The following is a 14,102-nucleotide window of genomic DNA, read 5'->3' as shown; positions in this document are numbered from 1 at the left end:
CCCGCGCCGTGCGTCAGCCGATCGGCTTGACGGTCTCGCTGCGGACCTGGCGGGTGACCTCGGCGTAGTGCTCCAGGTCCACCTCGGAGGCGTCCTGTCCGAGCGTGTCGGCGTCCATCACGGCGATGATGGCCCCGGTGTTGCCGTCGGCCCAGCTGCACGCCGGGTAGGTGAGCTCGGTGCCGAGCTTCTCCTGGGTGAGCACCTCGCAGCTGATCGTGGGCTCACCGCTTCGCGGGAAGTCCTTCGGCCCCGCCTCCAGGGTGACGCCGTCGGCCTCGGTGGCGCCCTCGAGCATGTCGCGGCGGGCCTTGTCGGTGTTCTTGAACCGGCCGTAGAAGCCGGAAAGGATCAGCGCGCCCTTGGTCTGGTCGCCGTCCTGGCTGTACTGGCCGACGACCGCTTTCGTGACCTTGGCGTCCCAGGCTCCGTCCGCCTCGTTCTCGATCTCCTGGCCCTTGGTGTCGGACAGGTCCTGTTCGAGCTGGAAGCCGCCGTCGACGAGGGTTCTGGGCAGGGTCAGCCTGAACTTCGCCTCCGGGAAGCCGCCGCCGGCCGCGGTGCCGATCAGGGCGAGCACGATGCCGACGATCACGATGACGCCGACGACCCCGCCGGTGATGCCGACGATCAACCCGACGCGCCGCTTCTTCGGCGGCGGGCCCATCGTGGGCGCGCCCCAGTTCTGCGGCTGCGACGGGTAGGGGGCCTGGGGGTAGGGGGTGGCGTAGGGGTTGCCCTGCGGGCCGGGCGGCGCGGGCGGCTGCTGACCGTACGGATTCGGCTGCGCCGGAAGCGTCGACGGTGCGGGGGGCTGCTGGCCGTAGGGGCCGGGGCCCGGCGAGGGAGGCTGCTGACCGTAGGGGCCGGGGCCCGGCGAGGGAGGCTGCTGGCCGTAGGGGCCGGGGCCCGGCGAGGGAGGCTGCTGGCCGTAGGGGCCGGGAGGCGGGGGCGGCGGGGCGCCGTACGGGTTCTGCGGGGTCCGGGGGTTCTGGGGCTGCGGCGATGACGGAGGCATGGACACGCCAGCACCGTACTGCACACGGGTGACACGGCGGACAAAAACCCGCGTCCGGAGCCACCTCGCGCGCTGTGCGGGGACGCACGGGAGCAAGCGGGTGCGGGAGTGCGGCAGCCGGCCGTCGGGCCGTCAGCCGGGAGCGGGGCGGCGCGGCGTCTCCGCCCCGCTGCGCACGGCCGTCCTGCGACGGGTCGCCTCACCCGGCGCGGTCCCGCACCCGCTCACCGGCGAGCCGGCGAGCCGGCTGGGGGATCAGTCTCCGGCGTCGCGGTCGGCCTCGATGGTCTGCCGCACCTCCGTCACACGCGCCTGCTCCTCCGCGGCGAAGCGTTCCGCGTCCAGCTTCTCGGCGAGCTCCTCGTCCTGGGCCATGAGCTGGTCCAGGTTGGAGTTGCCCAGGTCGAACACGCCCATGTCGACATAGGCCTGCTGCAGGCGCTTGCCCCACAGACCGATGTCCTTCACGCAGGGCACGATGCGGCTGAACAGCAGTTGGCGGAACAGGTGCAGGAACTCCGAGCGTCCGGTGAGCTCTTCGGCCTCGGCGCGGGGGATGCCGAAGTTCTCCAGCACCTCGATGCCGCGCAGGCGGTCCCGCATCAGGTAGCAGCCCTCGATGACGAACTCCTCGCGTTCGCGCAGTTCGGCGTCGGTGAGCTGCTTGTAGTAGTCGCGCAGCGCCATGCGGCCGAAGGCCACGTGCCGGGCCTCGTCCTGCATGACGTAGGCGAGGATCTGCTTCGGCAGCGGCTTGTCGGTGGTGTCGCGGATCATGCCGAAGGCGGCCAGGGCCAGACCCTCGATGAGGACCTGCATGCCCAGGTACGGCATGTCCCAGCGGCTGTCGCGCAGGGTGTCGCCGAGCAGCGACTGCAGGTTGTCGTTGATCGGGTAGACCAGCCCTATCTTCTCGTGCAGGAAGCGGCCGTAGATCTCGGCGTGCCGGGCCTCGTCCATGGTCTGGGTCGCCGAGTAGAACTTCGCGTCCAGGTCGGGCACGGACTCCACGATCCGCGCGGCGCAGATCATCGCGCCCTGTTCGCCGTGCAGGAACTGGCTGAACTGCCAGGACGCGAAGTGCCGTCGCAGTTCGCCCTTGTCCCGGTCGGTCATCTTCGCCCAGTAGGGCGTGTTGTAGAGGACCATCGCCTCCTCGGGGGTGCCGAGCGGGTCGTACGGATCGACGTCGAGGTCCCAGTCGATGCGCTTCTGGCCGTCCCACTGCTTGTCCTTGCCCTTCTGGTACAGGGCGAGCAGCCGGTCGCGGCCGTCGTCGTACTCCCAGCTGAAGCGGGCGTCGCCGCTCGCCGGGACCTGCCAGTGCGGTGCGCCGGGGTCGTCGGCGTACAGGTCGAAGGTCGGCATACTTCGCAGGCTCACACGTAGACGCCGAGTCAACAAGTCGTGTGCAAGGGATTGACGCTCTTGCTGACAAGCAGTCTCATAAGAGTGCTGCCTGACTGCCAGGTGACCAGCCGTTTACGGCCACGACGACCAGTTCCTTGTACGACGAGGTGGACAGCCATGACGACCGTGACGGAAGCCGACGCGCTTGCCGGACTGCGCGACGCCTTGGGCGCGCTCAAGGACCGCGAGCAGGTCGCCAGGCGGCTGCTCGACTCCTCCGCCAAGCACTCCTTCGACCCCGACAAGGAGCTGGACTGGGACGCGCCCTTCGAGGAGGGCAAGTGGTTCTGGCCCCCGGAGCTGGTGTCCCTGTACGACACGCCGCTGTGGAAGCGGATGAGCGAGGAGCAGCGGATCCTGCTGTCCCAGCACGAGGCCGCCGCGCTCGCCTCACTGGGCATCTGGTTCGAGCTGATCCTGATGCAGCTGCTGGTGCGCCACATCTACGACAAGCCCGCCACCAGCGCCCATGTGCGCTACGCCCTCACCGAGATCGAGGACGAGTGCCGGCACTCGAAGATGTTCGCCCGGGTGATCACCCGCAACGGCACCCCCTGGTACCCGGTGACCCGGCTGCACCAGAACCTGGGCCGGCTGTTCAAGACGATCTCCACCACGCCCGGTTCCTTCACCGCCACCCTGCTCGGCGAGGAGGTCCTGGACTGGATGCAGCGGCTGACCTTCCCCGACGAGCGGGTGCAGCCGCTGATCCGCGGCGTGACCCGCATCCACGTGGTGGAGGAGGCCCGGCACGTGCGCTACGCCCGCGAGGAGCTGCGCCGGCAGATGCTGACGGCGCCGCGCTGGTCGCGGGAGTTCACCCGGCTGACGTCCGGCGAGTTCGCGCGGGTGTTCTCCGTGGCCTTCATCAACCCCGAGGTCTACACGAACGTCGGCCTGGACAAGCGTGAGGCCATGGCCCAGGTCAAGGCGAGCGCGCACCGGCGGGAGGTCATGCAGACCGGGGCCAAGCGGCTGACCGACTTCCTGGACGACATCGGGGTGCTGCGGGGCGTGGGACGTCGGCTGTGGCGGTCCTCGGGCCTGCTCGCCTGACCGCCCGGCACCGCTCGGCACCGGCCGGACGGGCAGGTCACCGGGGTGAGCGACGCGGCTGCGGCACCCGGTGGCCCGGCCGTCCGGGCCGGGCGGCGATTACGCTGCCCGGCATGAGCCCTGCCGCCCCGACCCCCGCGTACCGCCGCCTGAGCGTCGTGGAACGCCGTGCCCAGTTGCTCCAGGCGGCCCTGTCCCTCTTCGCCCACCGGGCTCCGGAGGAGGTGTCGCTGGACGACGTGGCGGAGGCCGCCGGTGTGTCCCGCCCGCTGGTCTACCGGTACTTCCCCGGCGGCAAGCAGCAGCTGTACGAGGCCGCGCTGCGCTCGGCCGCCGACGAGCTGCGGCACTGCTTCGACGAGCCGCACGAGGGCCCGCTGCCGGCCCGGCTGTCGCGGGCCCTGGACCGCTATCTGGCGTTCGTCGACTCGCACGACACCGGGTTCAGCGCGCTGCTGCAGGGCGGCAGCGTGGTGGAGACCTCCCGGACCAGCGCCATCGTGGACGGCGTGCGCCGGGCCGCCGCCGAGCACATCCTCAGCCACCTGGGCGTCACCGACCCGGGACCGCGGCTGCGGATGACCGTGCGGATGTGGATCACGGCGGTGGAGGCCGCCTCGCTGATCTGGCTGGACGAGGGCAAGCAGCCGCCCGCCGAGGAGCTGCGGGACTGGCTGGTGGAGCAGTTCATCGCCGTGCTGACGGTGACCGCGGCCCGCGACGCGCAGACCGCGGCGCTGCTGCACGCCCTCGGCTAGGTCGCGTCCGGGACGTCCTCGGCCAGGTCGCATCGGGGACGCCGCGTCGTCCGCCCGCAGGGCGGGCCGAGGACGGCGCCTGCCGCCTGTCGCCGCAGCGCGCGGTGGAGAGGACCGGGCAGCCGCGCGGGAAGACGCGAGAAGAGGCCACCGGCGGATCACCGACACTGGTGGGGTGAAGAGCGAAGACACCCCGTTCGAGGGCGGCCCCATGGACGGACGGGTGCTGCCCGTGCTGGTGGGCATGACCGGTAACCCGCCGAAGACCTACCGCATCCCGGTCCCGGACGCGGCGGGCGGGCCGCCCACCGTGCTGGTCTACCGGCGGGTGCCGCGCGGGCACAGCAAGCGGCTCGGGCTGCCGCGCGGCTGGAAGTACGTCTTCGATCCAGAGTCACGCGGCGGCGGCCGGCTCAGGTGGCCGTGGTCGAAGCCGGAGCCCCGTGGCGGCCGTGCACCGGAGAACGGACCGGAGGGCAGGTCCGCAGACACGGGCGAGTGAGCGTGCTACGCCAGGCGGCCCACACCAGTGGCACGGAGCCACACATTGTCCGTTCATACGTCGAATCCTCACCGGTGCGGGAGCGGAGAGTCCGCCCCGTGACGGAGGTGATGACGTGTCAGGACGCGCGTTGCGTCTGGCGTGCGCGGCGGCGGTGCTGGCGCAGACCGCTCTCACGCCGGTGACCGCCGTGGCCGTACCGCAGCCGCAGCCGACCCCGCAGGCACAGCCCGCACCGCCGGCACGACCCGCACCGCCCGCACCGTCCGGGCGGCCGTCCGGGCCCGCCCGGGTGTCCGTCGCCCGGCTGCTGGCGGACCTGCAGCAGCTGTACCGGCTGGCAGCACAGGCCACCGATGCCTACAACGCCGCGACCGTGCAACTGGCCCGGCAGCAGGCCGAGGCGGTACGGCTGTCCGCCGACCTCGCCCGCACCCGGGCCGCCCTGGAGGAGAGCCGGAAGGAAGCGGGCCGGCTCGCCCGGGAGCAGTACCAGGGCGGCAGCGACTTCTTCCCGTACCTCACCCTGCTGCTGGCCCGCGATCCGCAGGCCGCGCTGGACGACGGGCATCTGATCGCACAGGTCGCCCGGCACCGGGCGGACACGGTGCGACGGCTCGCCGCCGCCGAGAAGAGAGCGTCCTGGCTGGTCCGGCGGGCCCGCGCCTCCTTCGACGCCCGGCTCGCCCTCGTCCGGAGCCGGCAGCGGGCCCGTGACGACGTGCGGCGCCGGCTGGGCCAGGTGGAGCGGATGCTCGCCCGGCTCAGCCCGCAGCAGCTGGCGGAACTGGCCGCCTGGGAGCAGGAGGGGGCCGAGCGGGAACACAACCGGCTGACGGCCTCCGGGGCGCTCGGCCCGGACGCCGCCCCCACCGAGGCGGGCGAGCGGGCGGTGCGCTACGCGCTGCGGCAGCTGGGCAAGCCGTACCGGTGGGGCGCGACCGGCCCGGCGGCGTACGACTGCTCGGGGCTGACCTCGCAGGCCTGGGCGCACGCCGGGACCCCGATCCCCCGCACCAGCCAGGAGCAGTGGGCCCGGCTGCCGCGGGTGCCGCTGAACCGGCTGCGCCCCGGCGACCTGATCGTCTACTTCCCCGAGGCCAGCCATGTGGCCCTCTACCTGGGGGGCGGCAAGGTGGTGCAGGCGCCGCGGCCCGGGACACGGATCAAGGTGTCGCCGCTGACGTCCAACCCGGTGCTGGGCGCGGTCCGGCCCGACGCGGGCACACCCGCACGGCGGACGGCGGGCACGGTGTCGCTGCGGCAGTTCGTGCCGCCGAGGCTCGCGGAGGCCGCCGGCCTGGCGAAGCACCGGACGGGGCACCGGACCGGCCGGAAGGACACGGTCCGGCTCGATCCGCACCCCGCGCGGATGACGATCACCCGCCGGGACGGCTGACCGGTGCCGTGCCCGGCCGGCCGGACGCACCGGATCGTGCGGCGCCGGGCGTGCTCCGTCAGGCGGACCCGGCCGCGCCCGCCACCTCGGCCAGGTAGGCCTCGGTCTTCTCCGGCTCGAAGAAGAAGTTCTCGAAGTCGGCGGGGTTGTCGAAGGCGTTGGCGAAGCGGTCGGCGACCGCCTGGTACTGCACGCCGGAACCGATCAGCTGCAGCACGTGCTCCGGCGGCGGCGCCAGCATGGCGTTCGTCCACTTGGTGACGTGCCGGGCGGTGTTCCAGTAGCGGTCGAACGTCTGCTGCATCCACGCCTCGTCGAACGGCTTGTCGCCGTGCTCGAGGATCGAGGCGAGGTAGGCGGCGGCGCACTTGGACGCCGAGTTGGAGCCCTGGCCGGTGATCGGGTCGTTGGCGACGACGACGTCCGCCACGCCGAGGACCGCGCCGCCGCCGGGCAGCCGGCCGATCGGCTTGCGCACGGTCGGCGCGTAGCGGCCGGCGAGCGTGCCGCCGGCGTCCGTCAGCTCGACCTTGCCGGCCCGTGCGTACTCCCAGGGGACGTAGCGGGCCATCAGCTCCAGGGTGAGGGACAGGTGCTCGGCCGGGTCCTTCACCCCCGTGAAGACGTCGAGGGGGCCGCCGGGGATGCCCTCCCAGAACAGGATGTCGGCGCGGCCGGAGAGGGTGTAGGTCGGCATGATGAACAGCTCGCCGACGCCCGGCACCAGGTTGCAGCGGACCGCGTCGAACTCGGGGTGCTCCGGGCGCCGTTCCAGGCCGTGCACATAGGCGACCGCCAGCGCGCGCTGCGGCTCGCTGTAGGGCGAGCGGGAGGCGTCGCGCTCGAACATCGACACCAGCTCGCCCTTGCCGGCGGCGACCAGGACGAGGTCGTAGGCGCGGGAGAAGTAGTCGAGGTCACCGACCGCGGCGCCGTGGATGACCAGCTGGCCGCCGCGCTGGGCGAACGTCTCCATCCAGCCGGCCATCTTCACCCGCTGGTCCACCGACTGCGCGTACCCGTCGAGGCGGCCCACCCAGTCGATCGCGCGGGCTGCGGGGCCCTCGCTCCAGGAGCCGGGCGCGGCGACCGAGACGCCCAGGCCCTCGATCTTCGGGGCCTGGGACTCCCAGAAGTTCAGCTGCAGGTCCCGCTCGTGCTGGAGCGCGGTGTGGAACATGCACTGCGTCGACATGACCCGCCCGGAGCGGATCTCGTCCGCGGTCCGGTTGGACATCAGGGTGACCTCGTACCCGTGCGACTGGAGGCCGAGGGCGAGCTGGAGGCCGGACTGCCCGGCCCCCACGACGAGTATCTTGCGCATGCGGGTGGTGCCTCCTACGACTTCTGGACTGCTCGAAGGATCATTCGGGGGTTTCTTCGAGTGCGTGGGCCACGAGGGCCAGCAGGATCTCGATCACCGAGATCCGGCGCCGCGCGTCCATGATCATGACAGGTATGTGCGGGGGGATCGTCAGCGCCTCCCGCACGTCCTCCGGGTCGTACAGCTCGCTGCCGTCGAAGTGGTTGACCGCGACGACGTAGGGCAGCCCGCAGCTCTCGAAGTAGTCCAGGGCCGGGAAGCAGTCCCGCAGCCGGCGGGTGTCGGCCATGACGACGGCACCGATGGCACCGCGCACCAGGTCGTCCCACATGAACCAGAACCGCTGCTGCCCCGGCGTGCCGAACAGGTACAGCACCAGGTCGTCGTCGAGCGTGATCCGGCCGAAGTCCATGGCCACGGTGGTGGTGACCTTGCCCGGCGTGGCCGTGAGGTCGTCGGTGGCCGCGCTGGCCTCGGTCATCAGCGCCTCCGTCTGCAGAGGCGTGATCTCCGAGACGGAGGAGACCAGCGTGGTCTTGCCGACGCCGAAGCCCCCGGCCACCACGATCTTCGTGGCGATCGGGGCACGGGTGCGGTCCGTCTGCCAGGGCTGCAAGGTCTCGTCGGGCTCGACGAGTGGGGCGACACCTCGGGCGGCGTCAGAGACGGCGGAGTCCACTCAGCACCCTTTCCAGCAGAGCGCGGTCCGGACGACCGGTGCCGTGACCGGTCCCGGTGCCGTACACACGGATCTTTCCCTGGTCCGCGAGGTCGCTGAGGAGCACGCGGACCACGCCGAGCGGCATCTTCAGCAGCGCGGCGATCTCGGCCACCGTGCGCATGCGGCGGCACAGTTCGACGATGGCCTGCATCTCCGGCATGACCCGGGCGGACGACGGCGCCTGGGTCAGCTCCTTGCGCTCCTCGGGGGCGTCCAGCGCGGCCACGAAGGTCTCCACGAGGAGGACGTGACCGAACCGGGTGCGTCCGCCGGTGAGCGAGTACGGCCGGACCCGGGCGGGTTTGCGGTCCCCGCCGCGGACCGGCAGCTGCTTCTTGCCGGTGCCGTCCGCCGGCGGGGGCACGGGGCTGCTCGTCGCACTGGTCATCGGGTGCTCCCGGCCGTCTCCGTCTCCAGCGACTTGCGCAGCTCGTCGCGGAGTTCGGGGGTGAGCACGTGACCGGCGCGGCCGACGAACAGGGCCATGTGGTACGCCACCACGCTCATGTCGCAGTCCGCCGAGCCGTGCACGCCGAGCAGCGAGCCGTCGCTGATGGACATCACGAGCAGGCTGCCCTCGTCCATGGCGACCATGGTGTGCTTGACCGCGCCGCTGTCCATCAGCTTGGCCGCGCCGATGGTCAGGCTGCCGATGCCGGAGACGATGGTGGCGAGGTCGGCCGCGGATCCGCGCGGGCCGTCCTGGTTCTTCTCGCGGGCCTCACGGGCCTGTTCGACCTGGGCCTTGTCGGAGGAAAGAAGCAGCAGGCCGTCGGAGGAGACCACGGCGACGGACCGGATGCCGGGCACCTCCTCGACGAGGTTGTTCAGCAGCCACTGCAGGTTGCGGGCCTCACTGCTCAGGTCGAAGGTAGTGGGCGCTGTCAACTGCTTGCCTCCTCGACTGTGCCCCCCGTGGCTTCATCGGCTGATGGTCGGCCGGCCGGCGCGGGGGGTGCCGGCCGGCGGGTCCGGGCGGTGCGCTCGGCGATCTCCGCCTCCACGTCGCGGTAGCCGGCCTGCGCTCCCTTGCGGAAGCCGCCCAGGCGACGGCGGAGGGTCTCGGCGTCCACCGACCCGCTGCGCCGGCGCGGTGCCTGCGCGGGCGCGGTGATCTTCGGGGTGCGCTTGGGCAGTCCCTTGGCGGTGACCTTTTCGTCCTGCTCCCGCGGCGCACGTGCGTGCTCGGTGCCGGCCTCGGCCGGGTCGGCTCCGTCGGCCACGGTGGCGTGCTCGCCGGCGGCACCGCCGTCGCCGGTGTCCCGCCCGGCGTGCTCCGGCCCGGCCGGTCCGGGGCCGCCGTCACCGCCGCGCCGCCGGCCCTGCGAGGGCAGGAGCAGCTCCAGCGTCGTCTCGGCGGGGGACTCGGCCGGTGCCGGGACCTCACCGTTCCCGGCCGTCTGCCCGGCGGCCGTCCGCTGCCCGGACTCCGGCTGTTCCCCGGGGGCCGCCGCCTCCCCGGACTCCGGCTGTTCCCGGGGCGCGTCCGCGGTGGCGGACCCGTCCCGGGACGCGGCACCGGCGTCCTCCCCTCCGGCCGCCTCCGACGCGCGCACCGCCTTCTCGGCCAGCGCCACCAGCGGGTCGCCGTCGCGGGCGGGCAGGACGTTGGAGTTGACCTCCGCGTCGGCGCCGGGCAGCGAGAGGGTGTGGGTTCCGGTGGCACCGGGGCCGGCCGGGGACGGCACCGCGGAAGCGGGAGCCGCGGCCAGCACCGGCTGAGGCACCACCACGACCGCCGCGGTGCCGCCCTTCTTCTGCTCGCGCAGCTGCACCCGCACCCCGTGCCGGTGGGCGAGGCGGGCGACCACGTACAGGCCGAGACCGAGGCCGTCCTCGCCGTCCTTGTCGTAGGGGACGTCCGGGTCGAAGTCGGTGAGACGGGCGTTGAGACGCTCCCTGCGCTCCTCGGCCATGCCGATGCCCTCGTCCTGGACGGAGAGCATGATCTCGCCGTTCTCCATCAGCCAGCCGGAGACCTCGACCGGCTGGTCCGGCGGGGAGAACGAGGTGGCGTTCTCCATGAGTTCGGCCAGCAGGTGGGACAGGTCGTCGGCGGCGAACCCGGCGACATGCGCGTGCGGCGGCAGGGAGGCGATGCGGACCCGCTCGTACCGCTCGATCTCGCTGACCGCGGCGCGCACGACGTCGACCAGCGGCACCGGCCCGGCGTGCTGCTGGACGTGCTCGGTGCCGGCGAGGACGAGCAGGTTCTCGTTGTGCCGGCGCATGACCGTGGCGAAGTGGTCCAGCTTGAACAGGGTGGCCAGGCGCTCGGGGTCCTGCTCCCGGTCCTCCAGGTTCTCGATGACGCCGAGCTGCCGCTCGACCAGTCCGAGGGTGCGCAGCGCGAGGTTGACGAACGTGGAGCCGATGCTGGAGCGCAGCCGGTCCAGCTGGGCGGCGCTGTCGTCGAGCTGGGCGCGCAGCTCCTCGCGGGCGTCGGCCATCGTCTGCCGCTGGCCGACCAGGTGCTTGCGGTCGGCCTCCAGGGTGGCGACCCGCTCGGCCAGGGCGACGGCCCGCGCGTGCAGGTCGTTGACGGACCGGACGACCTGGGCGAACTCGTCGTTACGGCCGGTGAAGCGGATCGGCTCCTCGGCGGCCGGGTCCTCGGCGCCGGCCAGGCGGGCCGAGCCGAGGCGGAGCACGGCGAGCGGGCGGGTGAGGCTGCGGGCCAGTGCGGTGGTGATGCCGAGGGCGACCAGCAGCAGGGCGCCGAGCGCGCCGACGCGCAGCTCCAGCGCGGTGACATCGTCGTCACGCAGCTGGGCCGAATCCTTGGTGCGGCGGTCGTACAGGGAGGACTCCGCGCCGCGCATCAGGTCGATGCGGGCGGTCAGCGCGGCCTCCACCTTCTTGGTGCTGACGTTGAGGTCGGAGTCGGACAGCTCCGGCCGGTCGGTCAGCCGGTCGAGGTACTTCTCGGCGGACGCGGCCTCCGGACCGGTGACCGTGGAGTCGTAGGAGGCGCGGGCCGCCTCGGGCGCGGTCTCGCGGAACTGGTCGAGGGCGGCGTCGGAGCGGACCCGGGCCTGCTGCGCGGCGGCGCTGAGGGCGTCGCGCTGCTCGCTGTCGGACTCCGACGAGCCGGCCTGCTGGACGGGCAGGCCGGTGACCGGGTCGATCACGGTCTGCGTGGAGTGCGGCACGTTCAGGGCCGCGAGCAGCAGTCCGCGCGCCTCGGCGGCCTGCTGGACGGCGGTGTCGAGGTCGGCCAGGGCGTGCGCCCCGGAGCCCGCCCGCTGAGGCATCTGCTCGGCCAGCTGTTCGGCCATCCGGTGCAGGTCGGCGATGACGGCCGAGTACGCCCGGTGGGCCTGCAGGGCGCTCTCCCGCCCGGTGAGCGCCGTGCGCCGCACGGCGGCGATGCCGTCGAGCTTCTTGCGCAGCCAGGCGGGCGTGCCGGTGTTCGAGCGCAGCTCCTCGACCTGGCGGTCCACGCGGGTGCTGTGCTGCTCGGAGGGTGCCTGAGACTTGGGACGGCCGGCGGCGAGGTAGGAGGTGACGTCGTCGCGTTCGTCGGCCAGGGAGTGGGCGAGGGCGAGGGCGTCCTCGGTCTGCCCGGCGAGGGTCACCAGGTCCTGGGAGTCGCTCACCTGGCCGAAGGCAGTGACGACGGCCGGGGCGCCGGCCCCGGCCACGGCCGCGGCGACGACCGCGACGGCGATGACGAGACGGTTGCGCACATGGGTGGGACGGCCCTTGCCTACGGCTGGGGCGGCGGAAGGGGTGCCCGGCGTCATCCGCTGTGAACCCCCCGCGGTGGCCGTCTGCTTGCCTGTGCGCCGAGGCCGCTTTTTCTGCACCGGTGCTCGCATTCCTGTACTCGAGTAGTACTACTGGGCCCGGGTGGCACACCGTCGGCTGGTGCGACGGGCGCGTTCACCCTCCCCCGGCTCTTTCGCTGCGGTGTGAGCAGGGGGACCTGCATCGGCTTCCGACCCTCCCAGTGCCGGTGGGCGGTGGGCCCGCATCATCCGACCGGCCACCCGAAGGAGTGAACATCGGAGGGGAGTTGGGGGGCAAGTTCCAGGAGTGCATGCCCGCCGGTCGTCCGGCGAGCCGGTTGGACGTGGAGGCACAGGCTTTGGCACTATTCGCCGCCACGCCTTCCCGCAACGCGCGAATCCCTCTCAAATCCGGCATTCGAGCTGCCGTTCGTCGTCATTTCGCAGGCTGCCGGCCATCCCTGACGACCAATGTGAAGGAATCATGCAGACTGGCCGGATGCGTACCGAAGTTGTTTCCGAGCCGGGACACATCGAACGTCCGAACGAGGACTTCGCCGCCGTCGCAGTCCCCGCGTCCGGACAGGGCGGCTGCCTGGTCGTGCTGGACGGCGTGACGCCGCCGGCGACCGGCACAGGATGTCTGCATTCGGTCCCCTGGTTCACGGCCCGGCTCGGCGGCTCGCTGACCGAACTGACCGTTTCCGCCCCAGATCTGACACTGCGGGAGATCCTCGGACAGGCGATCGCCAGAACCGCGCACAGCCACGTTCAAACCTGTGAGCTTTCTCACGTGCGGACTCCGCAGGCGACCGTCATACTGGCCCGCTGGTCGCCCAAGACGGTCGAGTACCTCGTGCTGTCCGACTCGGTGCTGCTGCTGGAAGTCGCCGACGGTTCGGTGGTCCCGGTCCTGGACGACCGGCTGGCCCGGCTGCCCCGGGCGGCACTCGCCGACGAGGCGCTCGTCGACGCCACGCTGCGCAACCAGGAGGGCGGCTTCTTCACGGCGGCGGCCGATCCCTCGGTGGCCGGCCGGGCGGTGACGGGCATTCTGCCGCGCGGCGAGGTGCGGGCCCTGGCCGCGCTCACCGACGGCGCGGCACGCTGGGTGGAGACGTTCGGCGAGGGCGACTGGGCGCAGTGCCTGGCGGTGGTGCGCAAGGAGGGCGCCCGCGCGCTGGTGGACCGCGTACGGGCGCTGGAGACGGCGGACCGTGAGCATCGCCTTCGCCTCGGCCGCAGCAAGACGCACGACGACGCGACGGTGGTGTACGCCGAGCTGTGACCGCACCGGCGTCCCGGCCGGACGGGCCCCGGCACCGCCGCCGGCCGTCCGGCACGCAGGCCCGGCCGAGCGGGCGGCCGCCCGCCACGGACGCGGCACCGGCCGCGCACCGCCCGCCGGCGCGCCGCCCGCCGCCGGACGCGGCCGCGGCGGTCACTTGTCCATGACCGCGTTCAGCTCGTGCAGCAGCCGGGCCAGCTCGGCGACTTCGCGGCGGTCCCAGTGGGCCAGCTGGCTGACATAGCGGCGCCGGCGCGCCTCGCGCACCTGGCCGACCCGGCGGCGCCCCTCGTCGGTGAGCGCCACCAGCCAGGCGCGCCCGTCCGCGGGGTCGGGTTCGCGGCCCACCAGGCCCAGCTCCTCGAGGGCGCGCAGCTGACGGGACATGGTGGCCTTGCCGACGCCGATGTACGCGGCCAGTTCCGTGGTGCGCTGGCTGCCGCACTGCTCCAGCCGGATGAGCAGCCCGTAGGCGGCGGGCTCCAGATCCGGGTGGACCTCACGGGCCATCTCCCCCTGGTTGGCGCGGGCGCGCCGCAGCAGCACCGTCAGTTCCCGCTCCAGGGCCAGGAACGGCTGGTCCGCGCCGCCCGCCCCGGCGTCCCCGTCCCGCACGCCGCCTCTTGCCTCTTCCTGCACGTCAGCCCCTGCCCGAAGTTTCCCGTTGCTGAAAATTTCCGGCGCTCGTCCCCATCGCCGCAGCTCCGTCAGTATTTAGCAGGCGTAGACCATCGGCAGGCCCCGTGCCCTCTTCCCCCCGCGGGTCTACGTGCGTAGCGTCATGTCCGTGGCAATGGCATGCCCACGTCATGCGGTTCCCCGGCGGGTCTTCCCGTGATCCGCTCATCCTCCGTGCGACCGTGGATCATGCCCGCGTTTCCCCCCACCGAGCATC

At 72.7% G+C, this 14,102-nt stretch carries 13 protein-coding genes; 5 read left to right on the top strand and 8 right to left on the bottom strand.

Going from position 1 to position 14,102, the window contains the following annotated elements; genetic code table 11:
- Nucleotides 1-13: 13 nt before the first annotated feature.
- Together IE286_RS06335 and IE286_RS06330 are read right to left on the bottom strand one after the other, a co-directional pair.
- Nucleotides 14-1,018, bottom strand: a complete 1,005-nt coding sequence (locus tag IE286_RS06335) for a hypothetical protein (protein ID WP_229862016.1) — start codon at nt 1,016-1,018, stop codon at nt 14-16.
- Between the two features lie 255 nt (nt 1,019-1,273).
- Nucleotides 1,274-2,386, bottom strand: coding sequence for a ferritin-like domain-containing protein (locus IE286_RS06330; RefSeq protein ID WP_189795613.1), 1,113 nt, complete (start codon nt 2,384-2,386; stop codon nt 1,274-1,276).
- 159 nt (nt 2,387-2,545) lie between these two features.
- On the opposite strand from IE286_RS06330, the gene IE286_RS06325 reads away from it, so the two are divergent.
- The 4 genes from IE286_RS06325 to IE286_RS06310 all read left to right on the top strand — a co-directional run bounded on the left by IE286_RS06325 (nt 2,546) and on the right by IE286_RS06310 (nt 6,143).
- Nucleotides 2,546-3,484: an AurF N-oxygenase family protein gene (locus tag IE286_RS06325; RefSeq protein ID WP_189795612.1), complete on the top strand. Its 939-nt coding sequence runs from the start codon at nt 2,546-2,548 to the stop codon at nt 3,482-3,484.
- Between the two features lie 113 nt (nt 3,485-3,597).
- Nucleotides 3,598-4,242, top strand: coding sequence for a TetR/AcrR family transcriptional regulator (locus tag IE286_RS06320; protein WP_189795611.1), 645 nt, complete (start codon nt 3,598-3,600; stop codon nt 4,240-4,242).
- Between the two features lie 175 nt (nt 4,243-4,417).
- On the top strand, nt 4,418-4,744 hold the full coding sequence (locus IE286_RS06315; protein ID WP_189795610.1) for a DUF8847 domain-containing protein: 327 nt from the start codon (nt 4,418-4,420) through the stop codon (nt 4,742-4,744).
- Between the two features lie 115 nt (nt 4,745-4,859).
- On the top strand, nt 4,860-6,143 hold the full coding sequence (locus IE286_RS06310; protein WP_189795609.1) for a C40 family peptidase: 1,284 nt from the start codon (nt 4,860-4,862) through the stop codon (nt 6,141-6,143).
- Between the two features lie 58 nt (nt 6,144-6,201).
- Here IE286_RS06310 and IE286_RS06305 read toward each other — a convergent pair whose 3' ends face one another.
- From IE286_RS06305 to IE286_RS06285, 5 genes are read right to left on the bottom strand one after another with little or no spacing between them, the layout of a single operon-like run.
- A complete protein-coding gene (locus IE286_RS06305; protein ID WP_189795608.1) occupies nt 6,202-7,467 on the bottom strand; it encodes a styrene monooxygenase/indole monooxygenase family protein in 1,266 nt (421 codons plus the stop codon).
- Nucleotides 7,468-7,507: 40 nt separating this feature from the next.
- Nucleotides 7,508-8,146 carry a GTP-binding protein gene (locus tag IE286_RS06300; RefSeq protein WP_189795607.1) on the bottom strand — a complete coding sequence of 213 codons (639 nt, stop codon included), beginning with the start codon at nt 8,144-8,146 and terminating at the stop codon, nt 7,508-7,510.
- A complete protein-coding gene (locus IE286_RS06295) occupies nt 8,127-8,576 on the bottom strand; it encodes a DUF742 domain-containing protein (protein WP_189795606.1) in 450 nt (149 codons plus the stop codon). Before IE286_RS06295 ends, IE286_RS06300 begins: the two co-directional genes overlap by 20 nt.
- Nucleotides 8,573-9,076: a roadblock/LC7 domain-containing protein gene (locus IE286_RS06290; RefSeq protein ID WP_189795605.1), complete on the bottom strand. Its 504-nt coding sequence runs from the start codon at nt 9,074-9,076 to the stop codon at nt 8,573-8,575. Before IE286_RS06290 ends, IE286_RS06295 begins: the two co-directional genes overlap by 4 nt.
- The gene (locus IE286_RS06285; protein WP_229862013.1) at nt 9,073-11,997 is read right to left on the bottom strand and encodes a sensor histidine kinase; all 2,925 of its coding nucleotides are present in this window, start codon (nt 11,995-11,997) and stop codon (nt 9,073-9,075) included. The genes IE286_RS06290 and IE286_RS06285 overlap by 4 nt, the downstream gene beginning before the upstream one ends.
- Nucleotides 11,998-12,418: 421 nt before the next feature.
- On the opposite strand from IE286_RS06285, the gene IE286_RS06280 reads away from it, so the two are divergent.
- On the top strand, nt 12,419-13,207 hold the full coding sequence (locus IE286_RS06280; RefSeq protein ID WP_189795603.1) for a protein phosphatase 2C domain-containing protein: 789 nt from the start codon (nt 12,419-12,421) through the stop codon (nt 13,205-13,207).
- Nucleotides 13,208-13,360: 153 nt separating this feature from the next.
- On the opposite strand, the gene IE286_RS06275 is transcribed toward IE286_RS06280, so the two are convergent.
- Complete coding sequence (locus tag IE286_RS06275) at nt 13,361-13,822, bottom strand: MarR family winged helix-turn-helix transcriptional regulator (protein ID WP_229862000.1); 462 nt, start codon at nt 13,820-13,822, stop codon at nt 13,361-13,363.
- Nucleotides 13,823-14,102 lie beyond the last annotated feature (280 nt).

The organism is Streptomyces thermodiastaticus (genome assembly GCF_014656135.1).
Classification (GTDB): domain Bacteria; phylum Actinomycetota; class Actinomycetes; order Streptomycetales; family Streptomycetaceae; genus Streptomyces; species Streptomyces thermodiastaticus.
Note: the sequence above shows the minus strand (reverse complement) of the source record. Positions and strands in the feature narration are given on the sequence as shown.

Coding starts and splice junctions, on each gene's coding strand:
- IE286_RS06335 (WP_229862016.1), bottom strand. CDS start 1,018: ATGCCTCCGTCATCGCCGCAGCCCCAGAACCCCCGGACCCCGCAGAAC.
- IE286_RS06330 (WP_189795613.1), bottom strand. CDS start 2,386: ATGCCGACCTTCGACCTGTACGCCGACGACCCCGGCGCACCGCACTGG.
- IE286_RS06325 (WP_189795612.1), top strand. CDS start 2,546: ATGACGACCGTGACGGAAGCCGACGCGCTTGCCGGACTGCGCGACGCC.
- IE286_RS06320 (WP_189795611.1), top strand. CDS start 3,598: ATGAGCCCTGCCGCCCCGACCCCCGCGTACCGCCGCCTGAGCGTCGTG.
- IE286_RS06305 (WP_189795608.1), bottom strand. CDS start 7,467: ATGCGCAAGATACTCGTCGTGGGGGCCGGGCAGTCCGGCCTCCAGCTC.
- IE286_RS06295 (WP_189795606.1), bottom strand. CDS start 8,576: ATGACCAGTGCGACGAGCAGCCCCGTGCCCCCGCCGGCGGACGGCACC.
- IE286_RS06280 (WP_189795603.1), top strand. CDS start 12,419: ATGCGTACCGAAGTTGTTTCCGAGCCGGGACACATCGAACGTCCGAAC.